Source organism: Billgrantia sp. C5P2 (assembly GCF_051062895.2).
This window is the reverse complement of sequence record NZ_CM128542.1, coordinates 315053-333666: the sequence shown is the minus strand read 5'-3', so window position 1 is coordinate 333666 and position 18614 is coordinate 315053. Positions and strand designations below refer to the sequence as shown.

Here is an 18614-nt window from a genome sequence, read left to right as displayed (position 1 = left end):
AGAAGACAGGAGAACACCATGCGGCTCGATTCCGTCGTCATACTCGGCAGTGCCCGCACCGCCATCGGCAGCTTCGGCGGCAGCCTGGCCGGGCTCGCCCCCCATGAGCTGGGCACCGTCACCGCCCGCGAGGCGCTGGCCCGCGCCGGCGTCGAGGCCGGCGAGATCGACCACGCCGTCTACGGCCATATCATCACCACCGGACCGCAGGACGCCTACCTGGCCCGCCACATTGCCCTGGAGGCCGGCGTGCCCGACGGCGCGGCGGCGTTCAACGTCAACCGCCTGTGCGGCTCCGGCGTGCAGGCGATACTCTCCGCCGCCCAGCAGATCGTGCTCGGCGACAGCCGTCTGGCGCTGGCCGGCGGCGCCGAGTCGATGAGCCGCGGCGCCTACCTGCTGCCGCCCCAGGCCCGCAACGGCCTGCGCATGGGCCACGCCAACGTCACCGACCTGACGCTCGGCGTACTCAGCGACCCCTTCGGCAGCGGCCACATGGGCGTGACCGCCGAGAACATCGCCAAGCGCTGCGGGCTCGGCCGCGAGGAGATCGACCGCTTCGCCCTGGAGAGCCACCGCAAGGCCGCCCGTGCCATCGCCGAGGGCCGCTTCGACGGACAGATCGTGCCGGTCACGGTGCGCGAAGGTAAGAGCGAGCGGCAGTTCGACCGTGACGAGCACGTGCGTGAGGGCGTCACGCTGGAGGACCTCGCCCGGCTCAAGCCCGCCTTCGCCAAGGAGGGGGTGGTCACCGCCGGCAACGCCTCGGGCATCAACGACGGCGCCGCCACCCTGGTGCTGGCCCACGCCGACGAGGCCAGTCGCCGCGGACAGACACCGCGAGCCCGGCTGATCTGCGCCAGCACTGCCGGGGTCGAACCCAGCCTGATGGGCCTGGGTCCGGTTCCCGCCGTGCGCCGCTGCCTCGACGAGGCCGGGCTTTCCATCGCCGACATAGACGTGATCGAGTCCAACGAAGCCTTCGCTGCCCAGGCCATGGCGGTGGCCCAGGAACTGGACTTTCCCGCCGAGCGGCTCAACCCCAACGGCGGCGCCGTGGGGCTGGGGCATCCGGTTGGCGCCACCGGCGCCATCCTCACCATCAAGGCACTGGCCGAGCTGGAGCGTACCGGCGGCCGCTATGGGCTGATCACCCTGTGCATTGGCGGCGGCCAGGGGATCGCCTTGCTGATCGAACGCTGCTGATAGCCGCACGCCGCCGGAAGCATTGTGGTGAGTCGAGGTGTCAGAGTCTCAAGCCGCCGTCACACTCGATGATTCTTGCGGTGAAGTAGTCGTTGTCGAAGATGAACGCCACGCTCTGGGCGATGTTGTCGGCCTCGCCCAGTCGCTTCAGCGGCACGCTGGCAGCCACCTTTTCATACATGTCGGGACGCATGGCGGCCGTCATGGGAGTCTCGATGAATCCAGGCGCCACCGTGCCCGTGCGAATGCCGTACCTGGCGAGCTCCTTGCCCCAGGTCACCGTGAGCGCATGCACCCCCGCCTTGGCGGCCGCATAATTGCTCTGACCCATGTTGCCCGCCCGGGAGATGCTCGAAATGTTGACGATCACTCCCCCTTGCCCCGTCTCGACCATTTGCGTCGCCGCTTCGCGGCCGCACAGAAAGACGCCGGTCAGGTTGACGTCGATCACTCGCTTCCACGACTCGATCGACATGCGTTTTGTGACTGCACCCTCTTCCGTCTTGAGCAACAGCGCGTCGTCGGTGATGCCGGCATTGTTGACGCAGCCTGCCACCGCCCCCAGTCGCTGGGCGATATCGGCGAACGCCTCGACCACCGATGACTCGTCGGCAACGTCCAGCGGAAATGCGTGGGCCTTGATGCCCTGGGCCGTCAGCGCGGAAACCGCCTCGTCCAGGGTTTCCGCACTTCTGTCCAGCAGGGCCACTCTTGCGCCCTGGCTGCCGAGGCGCTGCGCCATGGCATAGCCGAGGCCGCGAGCTCCCCCCGTGATGGCAATGACTTTGTCGTTGATCTTCATGTGATTCGTCGTCCTCTCATCTCGTCAGAAGCCGACCTTGTCGGCGCCTTTCAGCTGCAGCATTTCGCGAGCCTCGTCGGGGCTCGCGATCTCCAAGGAGAGCCCTTCCAGAATCTTGCGCACCTTGGTCACCTGACTGGCATTGCTCTCGGCCAGCTTGCCCGGTGCGAGCCACAGCGAGTCCTCGAGGCCGACCCGCACATGGCCGCCCATGGCGGCGGACTGGGCGGCAATCCGCATCTGGTGGCTGCCCGCCCCTAGAACCGACCACTCATAGTCGTCGCCGAACAGCCGATTGGCGGTACGTCGCATGTGCAGCACGTCTTCGGGATGGGGGCCGATACCGCCGAGGATGCCGAAGACGCTCTGCACGAAAACGCGACCGTCGATGAAGCCGCGATCCATGAGATTGCGCAGGTTGTAGAGGTGGCCGATGTCGTAGCACTCGCACTCGAAGCGCGTGCCGCTCTGGGCGCCCGACGTCAGGGTCTTCTCGATGTCGGCGAAGGTATTCCTGAACACCAGGTCGCGACTCTTCTCGAGGTGCTCCACCTCCCATTCGTGCTGGAAGCGGTCGTAGCGCTTTAGCATGGGGAACAGGCCGAAGTTGATCGAGCCCATGTTCAGCGAGGCGAGTTCGGGCTTGAACTCGATGGCCGGCCGCATGCGCTCCTCTACGCTCATGTGGGGGCTACCGCCCGTCGTAAGGTTGACGACGGCGTCGGTGGCACGCTTGAGGCGCGGCAGGATGCGCTCAAAGACCGCCGGGTCCTGGGTGGGCTTGCCGCTGTGCGGGTCACGTGCATGCAGATGGAGAATGGCGGCACCGGCCTCGGCGGCGGCGATTCCCGCCTCGGCGATCTCCTCCGGGGTGACCGGCAGGTGCGGTGACATGGAAGGGGTGTGGATCGCGCCGGTCAGGGCGCAGGTGATGATGACCTTGCGTTGCGATGCCATGGGGTCTCTCCAGGTATGTCAGGTCCAGATGCGATCGGTCAGTAGCGATGGGCCATCGGGAGCGTTGCAACAGGGCACAGGCGAGCCGTCTGGCACCGGAAACTCGGTGCCAGCGTTCAGGCGGCGCTACCTGAAGGTGTCGTTTACAGCGATTCGACGTTGGCGCAGACGCTCAGCGCTTGGCCCGAGATATTGGCGCCGGCGGGAGCGGACAGGAACAGAGCCATGGCGGCGATGTCCGTGGGCTCGACCATGCGTTTCATGGAAACCCCGGAGAGATACTCCTTCTCCATCTCGGCGTAGCTGAGCCCGCACTTGGCGGCCCGGTCCGCAATGACCCGCTCGATGCGAGGCCCACGCACGATACCGGGCAGAATGGCGTTGACCCGTACCCCCTCGGTGCCGAGCTCGGAGGCCAGGCTCTTGGTCAGGCCGACGATGGCCCACTTGCTGGCCGTGTAGGGCGTGCGATAGGCGAGGCCCAGGCGGCCGGCCACCGAGGAGAGGTTGATCAGTACGCCCTGGCTATCGCGCAGCAGCGGAACGGCCCGATGCGCGACCCGGTACTGGCCGTTCAAGTTGATATCGATGGTGCGTGTCCAGGCATCCTCATCGATCTCCTCGATGCCGGCGGTGGGCCCGGCAACGCCGGCGTTGTTGATTACCACGTCAAGTCCGCCCAGGGCAGCGGCATCACGGAACAGCCTGTCGACGTCGGCTTCCTGGCTGACATCGGCCAGGGTGTGGCTGATACCCTCGGGCAATGCCGCCAATGCCTGGGTATCGATATCGCAGACGTGTACCCGAGCGCCCGCTTCAAGGAAAGCCTGGGCCATGACCAAGCCGATGCCGTTGGCGCCGGCGGTAATCAGCACCCGGAGGCCCGGGCGTGGAATCAGACTATCGATGACTCTCATCGTCGTTTACTCCTTGGAAACTCAGAACCGTTCTGATTCACCTGCCGACCAGTACAGAAGGCAGACCGGTGACAAGCACCGGGAAGAACGCCATCAGCAAGCAGGCCAACACGATCAGCGCGCAGAAGGGGATCACCGCCTTGTAGAGGTCGACGGTCTCGACCCCCTTGGGCGCCACGCCCTTCAGGTAGAACAGTGCATAGCCAAACGGCGGTGTGAGGAATGAGGTTTGCAGTACCACGGCCACCATCACCACGAACCACAGCACGTCCACGCCCATGTCGGCGACGATCGGCAGCATGATCGGGAAGCTCAGCAGCACGATGCCGGTCCAGTCGAGGAACATGCCCAGGACGAAGACCAGGAGCAGCATCAGGATCAGCGCACCGGTAGTGCCGCCGGGCATGGCCATGACCATCTCATGAATGACCTGCATGCCGCCGCCGCGGGAGAACACTCCGGTGAAAGCGGTGGCGCCGACCAGCACCAGCATCACCATGGTGGTGGTCTTGCTGGCGTCGATCAGGGTGCGGTAGCAGGTAGATAGCTTGCGATCACCGAAGATCAGGAACAGCAGGAAAGCAATACCTACGCCAATTGCCGAGGCCTCGGTGGCCGTGGCGATGCCGAGGAACAGCGAACCCAGTACGCCGAGAATCAGCGCCATCGGCGGTAACACGTATTTGAACAACATGCCCAACAGCTCGCCAGTAGACACATTGGCGCGTTCTTCAGCCGGCACTGGCGGGCCGTAGCTCGGCTTGAAGTAGCAGATCACCAGCACGTAGAGCGCATACATCATGCCGAGCATCACGCCGGGCACCAGCGCCCCGGCGAACAGCGCCCCCACCGACACCGGCGAATAGCTCGCCATCAGGATCAGCATGATGCTCGGCGGGATCAGGATGCCCAGGCAGCCGCTGGCCATGATCACACCGGTGCTGAGCTCCTTGTTGTAGGAGTACTTGAGCATGGGCACCAAGGCGATCATGCCCATCACCGCGATCGAAGCGCCGACGATGCCGGTGGTCGCGGCAAGCAGCACCGAGACGATGACCACGGTCAGCGCCAGGCCGCCGCGCAGGTTGGCCAGCAGCAGGCGCATCGACTCGAACATCTTCTCGGTGACCCCCGAGTCGTTGAGGAAGCGCGCCATCAGCACGAACAGCGGAATGGCCACCAGGACGTAGTTGTCCATGGAATTGCCATAGATGTTGTTGATCAAGGTACCAAGCACCTTGATACCAGGGCCGAACAGGGCGCCCATCACGGCGACACCGCCCAGCACGAAAGCCAGCGGGTGCCCCATGAACAGGCCGACGAGCAAGCCGCCGAACATGAACAGAGTGAGCATTTCGGGGCTCATGCAGCCTCCTTTGCGCTCAGTTCCTGTACGGCACGAATCACGATGGCAACGGCTTGAAGCATGAGCAGCACGGCGGTGAGGACGATAACGCCTTTCACCGGATAAACGGGGATCGATACCATGCCGTAGGTGGTCTCGCTGCGGTCGAATGAACGCGCGAAGAAGTCCCACCCGTAGGTAAGCAACAACCAGATGAATGGCACGAAGAAGATCAGATAGCCGAGTATCTCGAGTGCGGCCTGCTTCCTGCGCGAGAACAGGCGCTTGAGCACGTCGACCTCGACATGCGCATGGTGGCGCAGGCCGTAGGCGGCCATCAGCATGAAGTGAGCGCCGAACAGCATCTTGGTGATGTCGAAGGCCCAGTCGCTGGGTCGCCCGGTGAGCAGGCGCAGAGCGACGTCATAGATCACGATCAGTGTGATTGCCGCTAGTAGTGGGGCGATCAGGCGTCCGAACCCTTCGTTGAGGGCGTCTATGACCCTGGCAATGACTTTCATGATGAGGATCTCGAATCTGGAGGTCTTCACGAGGCTCGGCGCAAGAGGCACCGTTTCTCTCGGAGGGCGGGGCCAGCAGGCCCCGCCCGCGGCCCTTATTGGTTCATGCAGGACTCGAGCTCATCCAGGGATGGGAGGTTGTCCATGGTGCGGCTCATGTTGTAGGGCACGGAGATATCGCGCCAGTTGGCGTAGTGCTGCAGGTAGCTGATCATGGAGTGGTAGACCTTGGCATGGTCCGGGTGCTCACAGGCACCGCGCACGATCACCTCATTGGTAATCTCCTGGATGCGCGCCATGTCCTCGGCGCCATAGGTGGAAATCTCCACCCCGGCTTCCTGAAACTTGATGGTACCCTCGGTCGACTGGCGCTCGGACCAGGCCAGCGACCAAGCCAGGGTGGCATCGGCGGCGATCTCCAGCTTCTCCTGGGTCTCCTCGGAGAGGGCGTCCCAGGCGTCCTTGTTGATCATCACGCCGAACACGGTTGCGGATTGATGCCATCCCGGCGTGGCCCAATAATCCGCCACTTCAGCCAAGCCTACGCTATAGTCGATCCCCGGTGCGGAGAACTCAGCAGCGTCAACTACGCCACGCTCGATCGCTTGGTAAACCTCACCACCGGCAAGTGTCACTTGGGAACCACCCAACTGCTCCATCACACGCCCTTGGTCACGGCCAGCGATACGCAAGCGTTTGCCGTCCAGGTCGGCCAGGCTCTCGATGGGAGTACGGCCCATGAAGCCAGACTCGTTATTCAACACGCCATAAGGTAGGTAAACCAAGCCAAACTGGCCGTAGATCTCCTGGTAAAGCTCGCGGCCGCCCCACTGCTGGATCCAGTTGAGGTAGTCCAAAGCATTGAACAGGCTGGGGGTAGAGGCCAGCGGCGAGAACGCCGGGTTGAGACCCGCCCAATAACCGGGCCAGTCGCCGGCGGCCTCGATACTGCCTGTCTCGGTGGCATCGAACACTTCGGTGCCGGGCATCAATGTGCCGCCGGCGCGGAACTCGATCTGAAGCTCGTCACCGGCCAGCTTGTTGACTAGTTCCACCCAGTGCTGATCGATCTTGACCGCATCGATGCTGTCCGGCCATGTGGAGGTCATGGTCCAGCTTTGCTGGGCTTGGGCACTTGCGCCAAAGCAAGTCAGAAGGGCGAACCCAGTGAGGATAATGGCGTGCTGAGGTCTCATGTTGTTTTCCTTTCGATTAAGTCAGCTTGAACCGGCTTTTGGAATTTCAACGATTATTTTTCTTGTATTTACCGGGGCTCGGTGGGTTGATGCGGAATTCATGTCGTGAGTTATTAACCGTCCCGGACACATAAGCCCTGCTAAAGCTCATTGCTTGAAAACTCCTCATAAGGAGGTTATGAGGCATCAAGCCACCAGCAATGAGCTTCCGTAAGGCCATGGAAAGCCCTTTTCGTGCTGCGGGCCGTATTGTCCAGCGCCACTTTACAAAGGTATCCTAGGATCAGGGAAGGTCGAAAACGGTCTTCATGAGGTCTTTTTCGGACATTCTTGCCGAGGCTCCGCATGCCCAGCTTTCAATCCAACCTGTTGAATCAAAAGATCTATGCCCCATACAAAATAGCCGCCCTGGTGGATGCAGTGGCAGAGCAGGGCATTTCTGTCGGGGAGGTACTGAGGGGTTTGGGCTTGAGCCAGGAAGCCCTCACGGACCCCGCCACCCTGGTCTCGATAAAGCAGTACATCGATGCCTGCACGAACGTCATCGAGGCGGGTGCGAATCTTTCGACTCCATTTGAAACTGCTGCCAGATTGCATCTGACCGCTTACGGTATGTACGGTTACGCCCTGCTCACGAGTCCAACCATAAGAGACTACTTCAATTTTGGCGTGAAATATCATCCCTTGGCCACGCCGACAATGCATATGACCTGGCGAGAGTCTGACGAGGCTGCCATTTTTGAATTCAGGGAAGCCTATTCTTACATCACCAATATCAAGACACGCAATTTCTTGATACAACAACAAGTAGCGCAAAATATCATACATATTCGTGACGCGGTGGGGCCCAGCTTGACGCCGATGAGGGCTCTGCTTTCCTATCCAGGAACCGACATTGTAGAGATACATGAAAAACACCTGGGGTGTGATTGTCACTTCGAACAAGAGACGAGTGAAATCCACTACCCTAAAGAAATTCTCGATCAATCCCCTTTATTAGGAAATCAGCTCTCCATCAAGCTGCTTCAGGAGACGTGTAACCAGCTTCTTGGACAGGCCAAGATGTCATCGGGGATTACCGGAGAGGTCTATCAAATCTTGATGATGTCACCGAACAGCTTTCCCAGCATGGAAGCCGTCGCCAACCTGCTATGCATCACTACCCGCACCCTGAGAAGAAAGCTGGATGCAGAAATGACGAGCTACAGGGAAATACTGGATGATGCCCGGTGCACTTTGGCAGCCGAGTACTTGCTGGCCACGAAAATGAGTACTGAGGACATAGCCGCGAGATTGGGGTTCAGCGACAGTGCGAATTTTCGAAGAGCCTTCAAGCGCTGGACAGGTAGGTCACCGCATCAGTTTCGAAAGGAAAACTAAGCCAAGGCAGGCTGAGGCAAGGCCGCAATTGCCCGCCGATAGGCGGCAGGCGAGTTCCCCGTCCACCCCTTGAAGGCACGGCTGAAGCAGGCCAGGTCGGTGAAGCCCAGCTCGTCGGCAATGGCCGGCAGCGGCCGTTCGGAACGGGTCAGCGCCTGGATGGCGAAGTCGCGCCGGAATTCGTCCTTCACCGCCTGGAAGTGGGTGCCCTCGTCGGCCAGCCGACGCGCCAGGGTGCGTACCGACATGTGCAGCGCCCGTGCAACGTCGTGCACCGAGCCCGACGTGGCCAGGTGCCGCGCGAGGTGTTCCCGCACCCGGTGCGACACCAGGCGATCGGCGAAGGAGACGTAGAACCAGTCGGCCGGCGCCCGGCGCAGGAAGGCGCCCAGGTGCTGCTTGGTCTGGCGGATCGGCTGCTCGAGCAGGGCGGCATCGAAGTAGATGGCGGTCTGCGGCCGTTCGAAACTCACCTTGCCCGGATAGAAGTAGAGATAATCGGCGCTATGCGCCGGCGGCTCGTAGGCACACTCCATCATCAGCGGCGGAATCTTGCGCGCGATCATCCACGAACTGATGCCGTGGAACAGCTTGAGCATCAGCTCGTGGATGAGAATACGACTGCCCATCGGTGGCTGGTGCTCCACCAGCGCCACCCGCGCCAAGCCGTTATCGACGCTGTACTCGTAGCCGAAGTCGTCCAGCACGATGCGGAAGAACAGCGTGTAGCGGTGCAGCGCCACCTTGAGTGTCGGCGCCTCCAGCACGCTCAGGCAAAGCAGTTTCAGCGTCCCCCCGCGCAGCGGCCTGGCGAAGAAGCCCGGCGTCTCGTCGTCGTGCTCGTTGACCAGCAGGCGGTAGAGCGTGGCGAACTGCTCCACGGTCACCCGGCCGTGAGGGGCGCTGAGCAGAAACGGCGAGATCCCGGCGCGCGCGAGATACGCCTCGCGCGCCGCTTCGCTCTCGGGCACGCCGCGGAACAGCTCGTTGACGAAATGCATGGATACCGTGACGGTCAAGCCCCACTCCCATAAATTCCTGCCTGGCGGCACCCGGTGGGCCGCCATGGTAAGTTACCCGCAGCCTTGGCCAGATGCTCTGCGACCAAGGGATCATCGGTAGCGCCATCGACGGGAGCCGCCATGCTCGAACTCCGCCAGGTTCACAAGACCTACGCCACGCCCCAAGGGCCGCTTGCGGTGCTCGCGGGGGTCGACCTGCGCCTGGATTCCGGTGAGAGCCTGGCGCTGATGGGTGAGTCCGGCAGCGGCAAGTCGACCCTGCTGCATCTGGCCGCGGGGCTCGACCTGCCGGATGCCGGGGAGGTGCTGCTTGCGGGACGTTCGCTCTCCGCCCTGGACGAGCCGGCCCGTGCCCGGCTGCGCCGCGATACCCTGGGCCTGGTGTTCCAGCAGTTCCACCTGGTCCCGAGCCTGAACGTGAGCGACAACCTGCGCCTGCAGGCGCGCCTGGCCAATCGCGAGCAAGCCGAATGGTCAGCGCACCTGATGGCGCGACTGGGCCTCGCCGGCCTGGAGCGGCGCTACCCCGAGCAACTCTCGGGCGGCCAGCAGCAGCGCCTGGCCATCGGCCGTGCGCTGGCACCGCGCCCCGCCCTGCTGCTCGCCGACGAGCCCACCGGCAACCTCGACGAGGCCACCGCCTCGGAGGTGCTCGAGCTGCTGCTGGATCTCGTGCGCGAGGCCGGCAGCGCCCTGCTGATGGTGACTCACAGCCCGCAAGTCGCTGCCCCGCTGGACCGCTGCCTGCGCCTGACCCACGGCCGGCTCGAGTCGCCTTCCGGCTTGGAGGCGAGCCAGCGCTGATGTTGACCGCCCTGACGACACTGCTTTCGCACTACAAGCGCCACCCCGGCCAACTCGCCATGCTGCTGCTGGGGCTGTGGGTGGCCGGCGCACTGTGGAGCGGCGTACAGGCGATCAACGCCTCGGCCCGCGACAGCTACGCCCGCGCCGAGGCGCTATTCACCACCGGGCTCGACCGCCTGGAACGCCGCGACGGCGAGACGCTCACCCGCGACGACTTCCTGCGCCTGCGCCGCGCCGGCCTGACCGTCTCGCCGCTGCTCGAAGGCACCATCGAGGCGCCGGACGGCACCCGGCTAACGGTGATCGGCATCGACCCCTTCACCCTGCCCGGCGACAGTACCTTCGCCGCCGCCTCGAGCCAGGGCGAGCTGACCGATTTTCTCACCCCGCCGTGGCAGACCCGCATCGCCCCGGACACCTTGCCCGCGCTGGGGCTGAGCGCTGGTGAGGCAAGCGGCGCCGAGCCGCGCCTGGCCGGTCTGGTCGAGGCCCGGCTGCCGCCGCTGGTGCTCTCCCCCACACTGCCCCCCGGCACCCTGGTGATGGATATCGCCGCCGCGGCGTCCCTGCTCGATAGCGGCGAGCGGCTGTCGCGGCTGGTCACCGCGCCCGGCGCGCTGGAGCGCGCCCCCGAGGGGCTGGTAATAACCCGGGCGGCGACGCTGGTCTCGCCCGGCCAGCTCAGCGAGAGTTTCCATCTCAATCTCTCCGCCATGGCGCTGCTGGCATTGGTAGTGGGGCTGTTCATCGTCCAGGCGGCGCTGGGCTTGGCATTGGAGCAGCGTCTGGGCATGCTGCGCACGCTGCGTGCGCTCGGCGTGTCGGGGCGCGGCCTGGTCGGGCTGCTGACGTTGGAGCTTCTGCTGCTGGGAGTCATTGGCGCCCTGGCCGGTATCGTCAGCGGCGTGTGGCTGGCGCGCGTGCTGCTACCCGACGTGGCGGCCACCCTGGGCAGCCTCTACGGCGCCGATGTGGCGGTCACGCTCAATCTGCCCTGGCACTACTGGCTCGGCGGGCTCGGCGTCACCCTGGGCGGGCTGCTGCTGGCAGGCAGCGGCGTATTGTGGCGAGCCGCCAAGCTGAGCGTGCTGGGGCTGGGCCAGGCTCAGGCCTGGCGCGCCGGCTTCTACCGCCAACTGCGCGGCATGAGCCTGGCGGGAGGCGGCGTCGCGACGGTTGGGCTCGTGCTGTGGATATGGCTCTCGCGCCAGCCCGCCGGAGAGGGGCTGCTGGTCGGTTTCGGCCTGGTCGCCTCGCTGCTGCTGGCCAGCGCCCTGCTGCTGCCTCCACTGATCGCCCTGATCCTGGCCGGGCTCGGCCGCCTGGTTCGGCGCCGGCCGCTGGCCCAATGGGCACTGGCCGACCTGCAGCTGCAGTTGCCCAGGCTGGCGCTCGCCATGATGGCGCTGTTGATCGCACTCTCCGCCAACCTGGGCGTGAGCAGCATGGTCGGCGGCTTTCGCCTCACCTTCCTCGACTGGCTCGACCAGCGCCTGGTGGCGGACTACTACCTGCGCCCGGCGCCAGAGCAGTTCGATGCGGTGCAGGCGTGGCTGGCAGAGCGCCCCGAGGTCAACGAGTTGCTGCCGACCCGCCATGCCGAGGCCACCCTGCTCGAGATCGCTAGCCCCGAAGCGTTGCGCTCGCTGCAGCTGCCGGTCGGCCTCTACGGCATCACCCCCGGCGCGACGCTGATCCCGAGCTGGCCGCTGCTAAGTACCCAGGCCGGCCGCGACGCCGCCTGGCAGTCGTTCGCCAGGGGCGAGGCGTTCGTCAACGAGCAATTGGCCATCGACCAGGGCCTGGCGCCAGGCCACCGCCTGACGCTGACGGCCCCGGGTGGGCAGGAGACGCTGACAGTAGCCGCCGTCTATCCCGACTACGGCAACACCCGCGGCGAGGTGCTGCTGGCCACACCGCAGCTGGCCGAGCGTTTCGCCGCCTCCCCCAGTTCGATCGGTATCGTGCTCGCCGCCAGCGCCGATGAAGCTGCTCTGCGTAACGCACTGCGTGGTCGCTTCGAGCTCGGCAGCGATGCGCTGGTGGATCAGCGCGAAGTGAAACGCATGTCCGTTGAAATCTTCGAACGCACCTTCACCATCACCCGGGCGCTGAGCGTGCTGACCCTGGCGGTGGCCGCCCTGGCCCTGCTTGCGAGTCTCCTGGCTCAGGCCGGCGAGCGCCGGCGTCAGCTCGCCCCGCTGTGGGCGTTGGGCGTACCGCGTGCCCGGCTGGTCACGGTACAGTTGGCACAGTTGGGTGGCATGGCGCTGGCCGTCGGCACCCTCGCCGTGCCGCTGGGAAGCCTGCTCGCGCTGGGGCTGGTGGCGGTGATCAACGTGGCCGCCTTCGGCTGGCGCCTGCCGCTGCACGTCTTCCCTGGCGATATCGTCCTGACCCTGGCGACCGCCGGCGCGGTGGCGCTGCTCGCCGCGGCACTGCCCGCGGTCCGCCTGTGGCGCACGCCGCCCCGCGCCCTGCTGGCCGAGGAGGGCGGCACATGAGGCCCTGGTTGGTAGTCGCGCTCCTGCTGCTGACGCTGGCCGGCTGTGGCGACGCAACGCCGCCCGGCGAACCCGCCGGCTTCGCCGGGCTGGGGGAGGAGGCCGGCAGCTTCGCCCAGGCGGACAAACGTATCGAACTGCGCTTTCCCGAGGATCACGCCGCCCACCCGGACTATCGCATCGAATGGTGGTACCTCACCGCCAACCTCGAGGACGAGCGCGGCGAACCGCTGGGCCTGCAGTGGACGCTGTTCCGCCAGGCGCTCACTCCCCCGGACGCACGCCCCGAGCCCGCCCCCTGGGCCGCCGACCAGCTGTGGATGGCGCACATGGCGGTCTCCCGGGGCGATACCCACCGAGTGGCCGAGCGCTTCGCCCGCAGCCATTCGAGCGACGAGGATGGGCAGGCGGGCGCGGTCGCCGAACCCTTTCGCGCCTGGATCGATCACTGGCAGTTGGCCAGCAATGGGGAAACACCAGACGAAACGCCAGGCTCGGTCAACGCGGGCAACACCTTCGCCGAGCTGCAGCTGACAGCCCACCAGAACGACAAGCACGGCGGCTTCGGTTATGACCTGACGCTGATCGCGGAAGGGCCGCTGGTGCTGCACGGCGACGCCGGCTTCAGCCAGAAATCGGCCGACGGCCAGGGTTCGATGTACTACAGCCAGCCGTTCTGGCGCATCGAAGGCGAGGTGACGCTGGATGGCGAGATGCGCGCGGTGCACGGGCGCGGCTGGCTCGATCGCGAATGGAGCAGCCAACTGCTGGACGAGCGCCAGCAGGGCTGGGACTGGTTCTCGCTGCACCTGGAGAGCGGCCACAAGCTGATGGCCTTTCAATTGCGCGGTGGCGGCGAGGACGGTGGCGACTACCGTTCGGGCACCTGGATCTCGCCCGAAGGCGAGCCCACCGCACTGGCGCCGGACGAGATCGCCATGAGACCGCTCGAAACGCAGCAGGTCGCGGGGCGCGAGGTGCCGACCCGCTGGCGCCTTGATGTTCCCCGCGCCGGCATTGAGCTGATCGTCGAGGCAACCCACGCCGAACGCTGGATGGACACCAGCGTGCCCTACTGGGAGGGCGAAGTGGTCGCGCGCGATGCCGATAGCGGGGAAGATAAGGGCATGGGCTATCTGGAAATGACGGGTTACTGACGCAACGCGAGGAAGGACCATGAACCTGCTGGATGCCATGACCGCCTATGTGCGCGTCGCCGAACTCGGCAGCTATACCCGAGCGGCCGAGACGCTGGACCTGTCGCGCACACGGATTTCACGGCTGATCATGGAGCTCGAGAGCCACCTGGGCGTGCGGCTGTTGCAGCGTACCACCCGGCGCCTGCACCTCACCGAGGCCGGCGAGAGCTATTTGGCCCGCGCCCAGGGCATCCTGCAGGCACTGGAAGAGGCCGAAGCCGAGCTGGGCGCCGGTAGCACCGAGGTGTGCGGCCGGCTACGGGTCAACGGCCCGATGTCCTTCGGCATGCGCTTTCTCTCCCCTGTCATCGCCCGCTTCATGCTCGTGCATCCAGCCCTGGAGGTACGCCTCGACCTCAACGATCGCCGGGTGGACTTGCTGGAGGAGGGCTACGACCTCGCCATTCGCATCGGCGAACTGCCGGATTCCAGCCTGGTAGCGCGGCGCCTGGCGCGCTGCCGCATGATACCGTGCGCCTCGCCCGAGTACCTGGCGCGCTTCGGCGAACCACGCACGCTGGCCGAACTGGCCGAGCACCGCTGCCTGCGCTACCGCACGGCCAGCGGCACCGACTGGCAGTTCGGCAGTGAGCGCCTGGCGGTCCATGGCCCGCTGGAAAGCAACAACGGCGACGTGCTGACCCAGGCCGCCGAGGCCGGGCTGGGCATCGCCCACCAGCCGAGCTTCCTGATCCACGAAAGCATCAGGAGCGGTCGCCTGGTGCCGCTGCTGATCGAGGAAGCCAGCGTGACCATCGGTATCCACGGCGTCTACCCCGCGCGACGCCACCTGCCGGCCAAGGTCGAACGTCTGCTCGATTTCCTGGCCGAGGCGTGGGGAGATCCTCCCGAATGGGAACGGGAGATGGGATTGTCGCCTCTCGCGCAATGATGTTGTTCGCCTAGCGATGATTATCCCTGCAAGCGTGCAGCGTAGAGTGAAGGCATCCCTGACAACAACGGAGTCCTTCCCATGCAGACACAAGCCACGCAAGCCAGCCCCACGCTGGCCAACGCCTCACAGACCCAATCCCTTCAGGCCCATGCCACCGCCCTGCTGCGCGTGTCGCTCGGCGTCATGGCCCTGGCCCACGGCCTGCTCAAGGTATTCGTCTTCACCGTGCCCGGCACCGTCGGCTATTTCGAGTCGATCGGCCTGCCCGGCTTCATCGCCTATCTGACCATTCTGGCCGAAGTCGGCGGCGGTCTGGCCCTGCTGCTCGGCGTCTACACACGCTGGGTGAGCCTGGCGTTGATCCCGGTGCTGCTCGGCGCCGCCTGGGTGCATGCCGGCAACGGCTGGGTCTTCTCCAACCCGGGCGGCGGCTGGGAGTACCCGGTGTTCTGGGCCGTTGCGCTGGTGGTACAAGCAGGGCTGGGTAGCGGCAGCTTCGTGCTCAACCGTCGCTTCGCCTGAACGGCGTTCGCTCCGCCATCCTCCGCCTCCTATCATTCACAGGACGGCGCCGCCCCGCGGCGCCGTCCGACGAGGAGCATCGCCATGTTACCCAGCCTCTTTCTTTCCCACGGCTCACCCATGCTGGCCCTCACCCCGGGGCCGGCGCACGATTTCCTGCGTGAGCTCGGTCCGACGCTCTCGCCCAAGGCCATCGTCGTGGTGTCGGCCCACTGGGCCAGCGAGCGCCTGCTGGTGAGCATCAGCGCGCGGCCCGAGACCATCCACGACTTCGGCGGCTTTCCCCGTGCGCTTTTCGAATGCCAGTACCCGGCGCCGGGCGAGCCGGAGCTGGCACTGCGCCTGGCGCGCGAGCTCAATGCCGTGCCGGTGGAGCGCGGCCTGGACCATGGCGCCTGGGTGCCGCTGTCGCTGATGTTCCCTGCGGCGGACGTGCCGGTGGTGTCGCTGTCGCTGCCGGTCACCTGGTCGAACCAGGATCTGATAGCGCTGGGTGAGAAATTGGCAAAACTGCGGGAAGAAGGCGTGCTGATCGTTGGCTCGGGCAGCCTGACCCACAATCTCGCCGAGATGCAGGCAGCGGGTACGCCGATGCCGGCCTGGGTCGGCGAGTTCACCGATTGGATACACGAGAAGCTGACGAGCGGTGAGCGCAATGCCCTGCTCGCGTGGGAAACCGCCCCGCAGGCGCGGCGCAACCACCCCACGCCCGAGCACTTCCAGCCGCTGCTGGTGGCGCTGGGCGCGGGCGGCGAGGCCAGCCGCCTGCACCACAGCGTCGAGCACGGCGTGCTGGCGATGGACCTCTACGCCTTCGCCTGAGGGCGTGCGGCAGTCAGTCGCCCAACTGGGCCAGGCGGTCGGCCTGGACCACCTCGATCCAGTAGCCGTCCACATCCTTGACGAACACCACGTTCTTCATCTTGCCCTGGTCCGAGCGCTTGACGAAGGTGACCCGGCTGGCATCGAACCAGGCCTCGGCGGCTTCCAGGTCGGGTACCGAAAAACAGATGTGGCCGAAGCCCTGGGGCTCGGCGTTGCCGTCATGGTAGGCGAAGTCGGCCTGGGTCTCGGTTCCCCAGTTGTGGGTCAGCTCCAGCAGCCCCGTCTGGCGGAAGGTCCACACCGTGCGCTCTCCCTCGTCCTCCGGTACCTCCGCGCCCTCCTCCAGCTTGGCCAGGAAGTAGAGCGAGAAGCCCAGCTCCTCGAAATCGAGCCGGCGCAGCACGCGCATGCCGAACACGCCGGTATAGAAGGCCAGCGACTTTTCCGGATCCTTGACCCGCAGCATGGTGTGATTGAGGCGGAAACCCATGGAATCCGCGGAGGGCGTCTTCACGCCCGGATGCCGTTCGCCCCTGAAACTCATGCGACTCTCCTCGGTCGTCGTATCGGTCTTCGCTTGATAATGCGTCCCGCCCCGGTTTTTTTCCAGCCGCAGACGGCTGCCACTCCGCTACGCTGCGCGCTAAAGTAGGAGGACGCAGACAATCAACGAGCGACCCCCATGCCGACCCGACCCTGGCTTCGTCCCACCGACCCGTCTTGCCTATGGCGCCATGGCCGCGTCGCGGTATGGCTGCTGTTACTGGCGCTCATGGCCGGCTGCGCCAGCCGCGACCTGGCCACCCATGACCCGCGGCCCGGCTCGGATGCTCTTTCCATCGAGCGGGCGCTGATACTCGCCACCGCCAAGAACGCCCTGGGCACTCCTTATCGCCTGGGCGGCAACTCCGCGGAGGGGCTCGACTGCTCGGGCCTGGTGGAAATGGCCTACCGTTCGGCGGGCATCCAGGTACCGCGCACCGCCGACGAGCAGTTTCGCTCACTACCCGCCGTCGACCGCGCCCAGCCCGGCGACCTGCTGTTCTTCGGCGACCGGCGCAAGGCCACTCACGTGGGTATCTATCGCGGCAACGGACAGATGATTCACGCCCCGGGCAGTGGCCGCAAGGTCACCAGTGTGCCGCTGCATATCGACTACTGGCAGGATAGGTTTTTGGGCGCCGCCAGCCCCGCCCCATGAACTCGCCGCACGGTAGAGGTAAGATGAGGGCACACCAATCTCATCGGTGATTCGATGCGCCTCGACCTTTCTCTTTATCTGGTAACCGACCCTGAACTCTGCGCCCGACGTGGCCTGGTGGAAACCGTGGTGGCCGCGGTGCGTGGCGGTGTGACTATCGTACAGCTGCGCGACAAGCAGGCCTCCGACGGCGAAATGATCGACCAGGCGCGGCGCCTCAAGGCGGCGCTGGCCGGCAGCGGCGTGCCGCTGATCATCAACGATCGACTGGCGGTGGCGGTGGCGAGCGGCGCCGATGGCCTGCATATCGGCCAGGACGACGGCGACGTGGCCGCGGCGCGGGCCGAGCTGGGCGAGAAGGCCATTCTTGGCCTCTCGGTGCAGACCCACGACCAGCTCGCCCGCCTCGACCCGGACGCGCTCGACTACCTCGGCCTGGGCCCGGTGTTCGCCACCTCGACCAAGCAGAACCACGCCACGCCGCTGGGCTTCGAGGGTCTGGCAGCCCTGGTGGCGGCCAGCCCCCTGCCGGCGGTGGCCATCGGCGGGCTCAAGGCGGAACACGCCGGACGAGTGCGCACAGCCGGCGCCAAGGGGCCGGCGGTGGTGTCGGCGATCTGTGGGCAGCCGGACCCGGAAGCCGCCGCACGGGCGTTCTTCGCCGATTGAAGAAGAGATCTGAAGAACAGTAGAAGCGTGGGTGCGGAGAACCGGCTCTCAGGAGCTTCGGCTCTCCTGCTCACGAGAAAAGCGCTGCATGACGTCCAGGGTTTCCTGGCTGACGTGGTGCTCCATGCCTTCGGCATCGATGCGTGCGGTACGGTCGCTGACACCGAGGGCGCGCAGGAACTGCAGCACGATGGCGTGTCGCTGATGCGACATCGCCGCCATTTTTTCCCCTTTCTCGGTCAGAAACAGTGAACGGTAGGGCTTGCTGGAGACCAGCTCCAGCGCCTTGAGCCGGGTCACCATTTTCGACACCGTGGCCTGGCTGACCCCCATGCGGGCAGCGATGTCCGTCGAACGTGCTTCCCCCTGGTGCTCCTGCAGGTCGGCAATCAGCTCCACGTAATCTTCGATAAGCTCGGTTTCATGGGCGTTGCGCACGGCGGCGTACTGCTGCGCATGCTGGTCGCTCGGCGGCAGGGCGTCCGCCTTGCTAAGGCGATCCGGCGTCACATCGTTCGGGGAGTCGGTCATCGCGCCAATATAGCCAAAGTACTGATAGGGCAGCAACCGTGCACCGATAGAGAATTCCTACTACCCTACAAGTTAACCTTGGCTAAAATACTAGCCATGCACTTAGAAACTCACT

The 18614-nt window shown here is 65.3% G+C and carries 19 protein-coding genes; 10 read left to right on the top strand and 9 right to left on the bottom strand.

The window, feature by feature from the left end:
* Positions 1-18: 18 nt before the first annotated feature.
* Positions 19-1206 (top strand): beta-ketothiolase BktB, encoded by a 1188-nt coding sequence (gene bktB / locus ACRWQA_RS01535; protein ID WP_434229566.1) that lies wholly within the window; start codon positions 19-21, stop codon positions 1204-1206.
* 40 nt (positions 1207-1246) lie between these two features.
* Here bktB and ACRWQA_RS01530 read toward each other — a convergent pair whose 3' ends face one another.
* The 6 genes from ACRWQA_RS01530 to dctP form a co-directional block, all read right to left on the bottom strand.
* A complete protein-coding gene (locus tag ACRWQA_RS01530) occupies positions 1247-2008 on the bottom strand; it encodes an SDR family NAD(P)-dependent oxidoreductase (RefSeq protein WP_263582160.1) in 762 nt (253 codons plus the stop codon).
* A 24-nt stretch (positions 2009-2032) separates the two neighbouring features.
* A complete protein-coding gene (kce, locus tag ACRWQA_RS01525; protein ID WP_434229568.1) occupies positions 2033-2965 on the bottom strand; it encodes a 3,5-dioxohexanoate:acetyl-CoA acetone transferase in 933 nt (310 codons plus the stop codon).
* Between the two features lie 143 nt (positions 2966-3108).
* The gene (locus ACRWQA_RS01520; protein WP_434229569.1) at positions 3109-3882 is read right to left on the bottom strand and encodes an SDR family oxidoreductase; all 774 of its coding nucleotides are present in this window, start codon (positions 3880-3882) and stop codon (positions 3109-3111) included.
* A 37-nt stretch (positions 3883-3919) separates the two neighbouring features.
* Positions 3920-5248, bottom strand: a complete 1329-nt coding sequence (locus tag ACRWQA_RS01515) for a TRAP transporter large permease (RefSeq protein ID WP_263582157.1) — start codon at positions 5246-5248, stop codon at positions 3920-3922.
* Entirely contained in the window at positions 5245-5748 is a 504-nt protein-coding gene (locus tag ACRWQA_RS01510) for a TRAP transporter small permease subunit (protein ID WP_263582156.1), read from the bottom strand. The genes ACRWQA_RS01515 and ACRWQA_RS01510 overlap by 4 nt, the downstream gene beginning before the upstream one ends.
* A gap of 95 nt (positions 5749-5843) precedes the next feature.
* Positions 5844-6944: a TRAP transporter substrate-binding protein DctP gene (gene dctP / locus ACRWQA_RS01505; RefSeq protein ID WP_434229571.1), complete on the bottom strand. Its 1101-nt coding sequence runs from the start codon at positions 6942-6944 to the stop codon at positions 5844-5846.
* 345 nt (positions 6945-7289) lie between these two features.
* On the opposite strand from dctP, the gene ACRWQA_RS01500 reads away from it, so the two are divergent.
* The gene (locus ACRWQA_RS01500) at positions 7290-8324 is read left to right on the top strand and encodes an AraC family transcriptional regulator (RefSeq protein ID WP_434229572.1); all 1035 of its coding nucleotides are present in this window, start codon (positions 7290-7292) and stop codon (positions 8322-8324) included.
* On the opposite strand, the gene ACRWQA_RS01495 is transcribed toward ACRWQA_RS01500, so the two are convergent.
* Positions 8321-9343, bottom strand: coding sequence for an AraC family transcriptional regulator (locus ACRWQA_RS01495; RefSeq protein WP_263582153.1), 1023 nt, complete (start codon positions 9341-9343; stop codon positions 8321-8323). The two genes, ACRWQA_RS01500 and ACRWQA_RS01495, sit on opposite strands and share 4 nt — an antisense overlap.
* A 123-nt stretch (positions 9344-9466) precedes the next feature.
* Between ACRWQA_RS01495 and ACRWQA_RS01490 the strand changes: the two genes are divergently transcribed.
* From ACRWQA_RS01490 to ACRWQA_RS01465, 6 genes are all read left to right on the top strand, one after another.
* Entirely contained in the window at positions 9467-10150 is a 684-nt protein-coding gene (locus tag ACRWQA_RS01490; RefSeq protein ID WP_263582152.1) for an ABC transporter ATP-binding protein, read from the top strand.
* On the top strand, positions 10150-12657 hold the full coding sequence (locus ACRWQA_RS01485) for an FtsX-like permease family protein (protein WP_434229574.1): 2508 nt from the start codon (positions 10150-10152) through the stop codon (positions 12655-12657). Before ACRWQA_RS01490 ends, ACRWQA_RS01485 begins: the two co-directional genes overlap by 1 nt.
* Complete coding sequence (locus ACRWQA_RS01480) at positions 12654-13814, top strand: lipocalin-like domain-containing protein (RefSeq protein WP_434229576.1); 1161 nt, start codon at positions 12654-12656, stop codon at positions 13812-13814. Before ACRWQA_RS01485 ends, ACRWQA_RS01480 begins: the two co-directional genes overlap by 4 nt.
* A gap of 19 nt (positions 13815-13833) precedes the next feature.
* Positions 13834-14748 carry a LysR family transcriptional regulator gene (locus tag ACRWQA_RS01475; RefSeq protein WP_263582149.1) on the top strand — a complete coding sequence of 305 codons (915 nt, stop codon included), beginning with the start codon at positions 13834-13836 and terminating at the stop codon, positions 14746-14748.
* Positions 14749-14829: 81 nt separating this feature from the next.
* The gene (locus ACRWQA_RS01470) at positions 14830-15273 is read left to right on the top strand and encodes a DoxX family protein (RefSeq protein ID WP_263582148.1); all 444 of its coding nucleotides are present in this window, start codon (positions 14830-14832) and stop codon (positions 15271-15273) included.
* Between the two features lie 84 nt (positions 15274-15357).
* Positions 15358-16095, top strand: coding sequence for a DODA-type extradiol aromatic ring-opening family dioxygenase (locus tag ACRWQA_RS01465; RefSeq protein ID WP_263582147.1), 738 nt, complete (start codon positions 15358-15360; stop codon positions 16093-16095).
* 13 nt (positions 16096-16108) lie between these two features.
* Here ACRWQA_RS01465 and gloA read toward each other — a convergent pair whose 3' ends face one another.
* On the bottom strand, positions 16109-16642 hold the full coding sequence (gene gloA / locus ACRWQA_RS01460; protein WP_263582146.1) for a lactoylglutathione lyase: 534 nt from the start codon (positions 16640-16642) through the stop codon (positions 16109-16111).
* Between the two features lie 138 nt (positions 16643-16780).
* Here gloA and ACRWQA_RS01455 point away from each other — a divergent pair, with 138 nt between their 5' ends.
* Together ACRWQA_RS01455 and thiE are read left to right on the top strand one after the other, a co-directional pair.
* Positions 16781-17299, top strand: coding sequence for a C40 family peptidase (locus ACRWQA_RS01455; protein WP_412031187.1), 519 nt, complete (start codon positions 16781-16783; stop codon positions 17297-17299).
* A gap of 54 nt (positions 17300-17353) precedes the next feature.
* Complete coding sequence (gene thiE / locus ACRWQA_RS01450; RefSeq protein ID WP_434229577.1) at positions 17354-17968, top strand: thiamine phosphate synthase; 615 nt, start codon at positions 17354-17356, stop codon at positions 17966-17968.
* 48 nt (positions 17969-18016) lie between these two features.
* Here the strand turns inward: thiE and mntR are convergent, their stop codons facing one another.
* A complete protein-coding gene (gene mntR / locus ACRWQA_RS01445) occupies positions 18017-18499 on the bottom strand; it encodes a manganese-binding transcriptional regulator MntR (protein ID WP_263582144.1) in 483 nt (160 codons plus the stop codon).
* Positions 18500-18614: the final 115 nt, after the last annotated feature.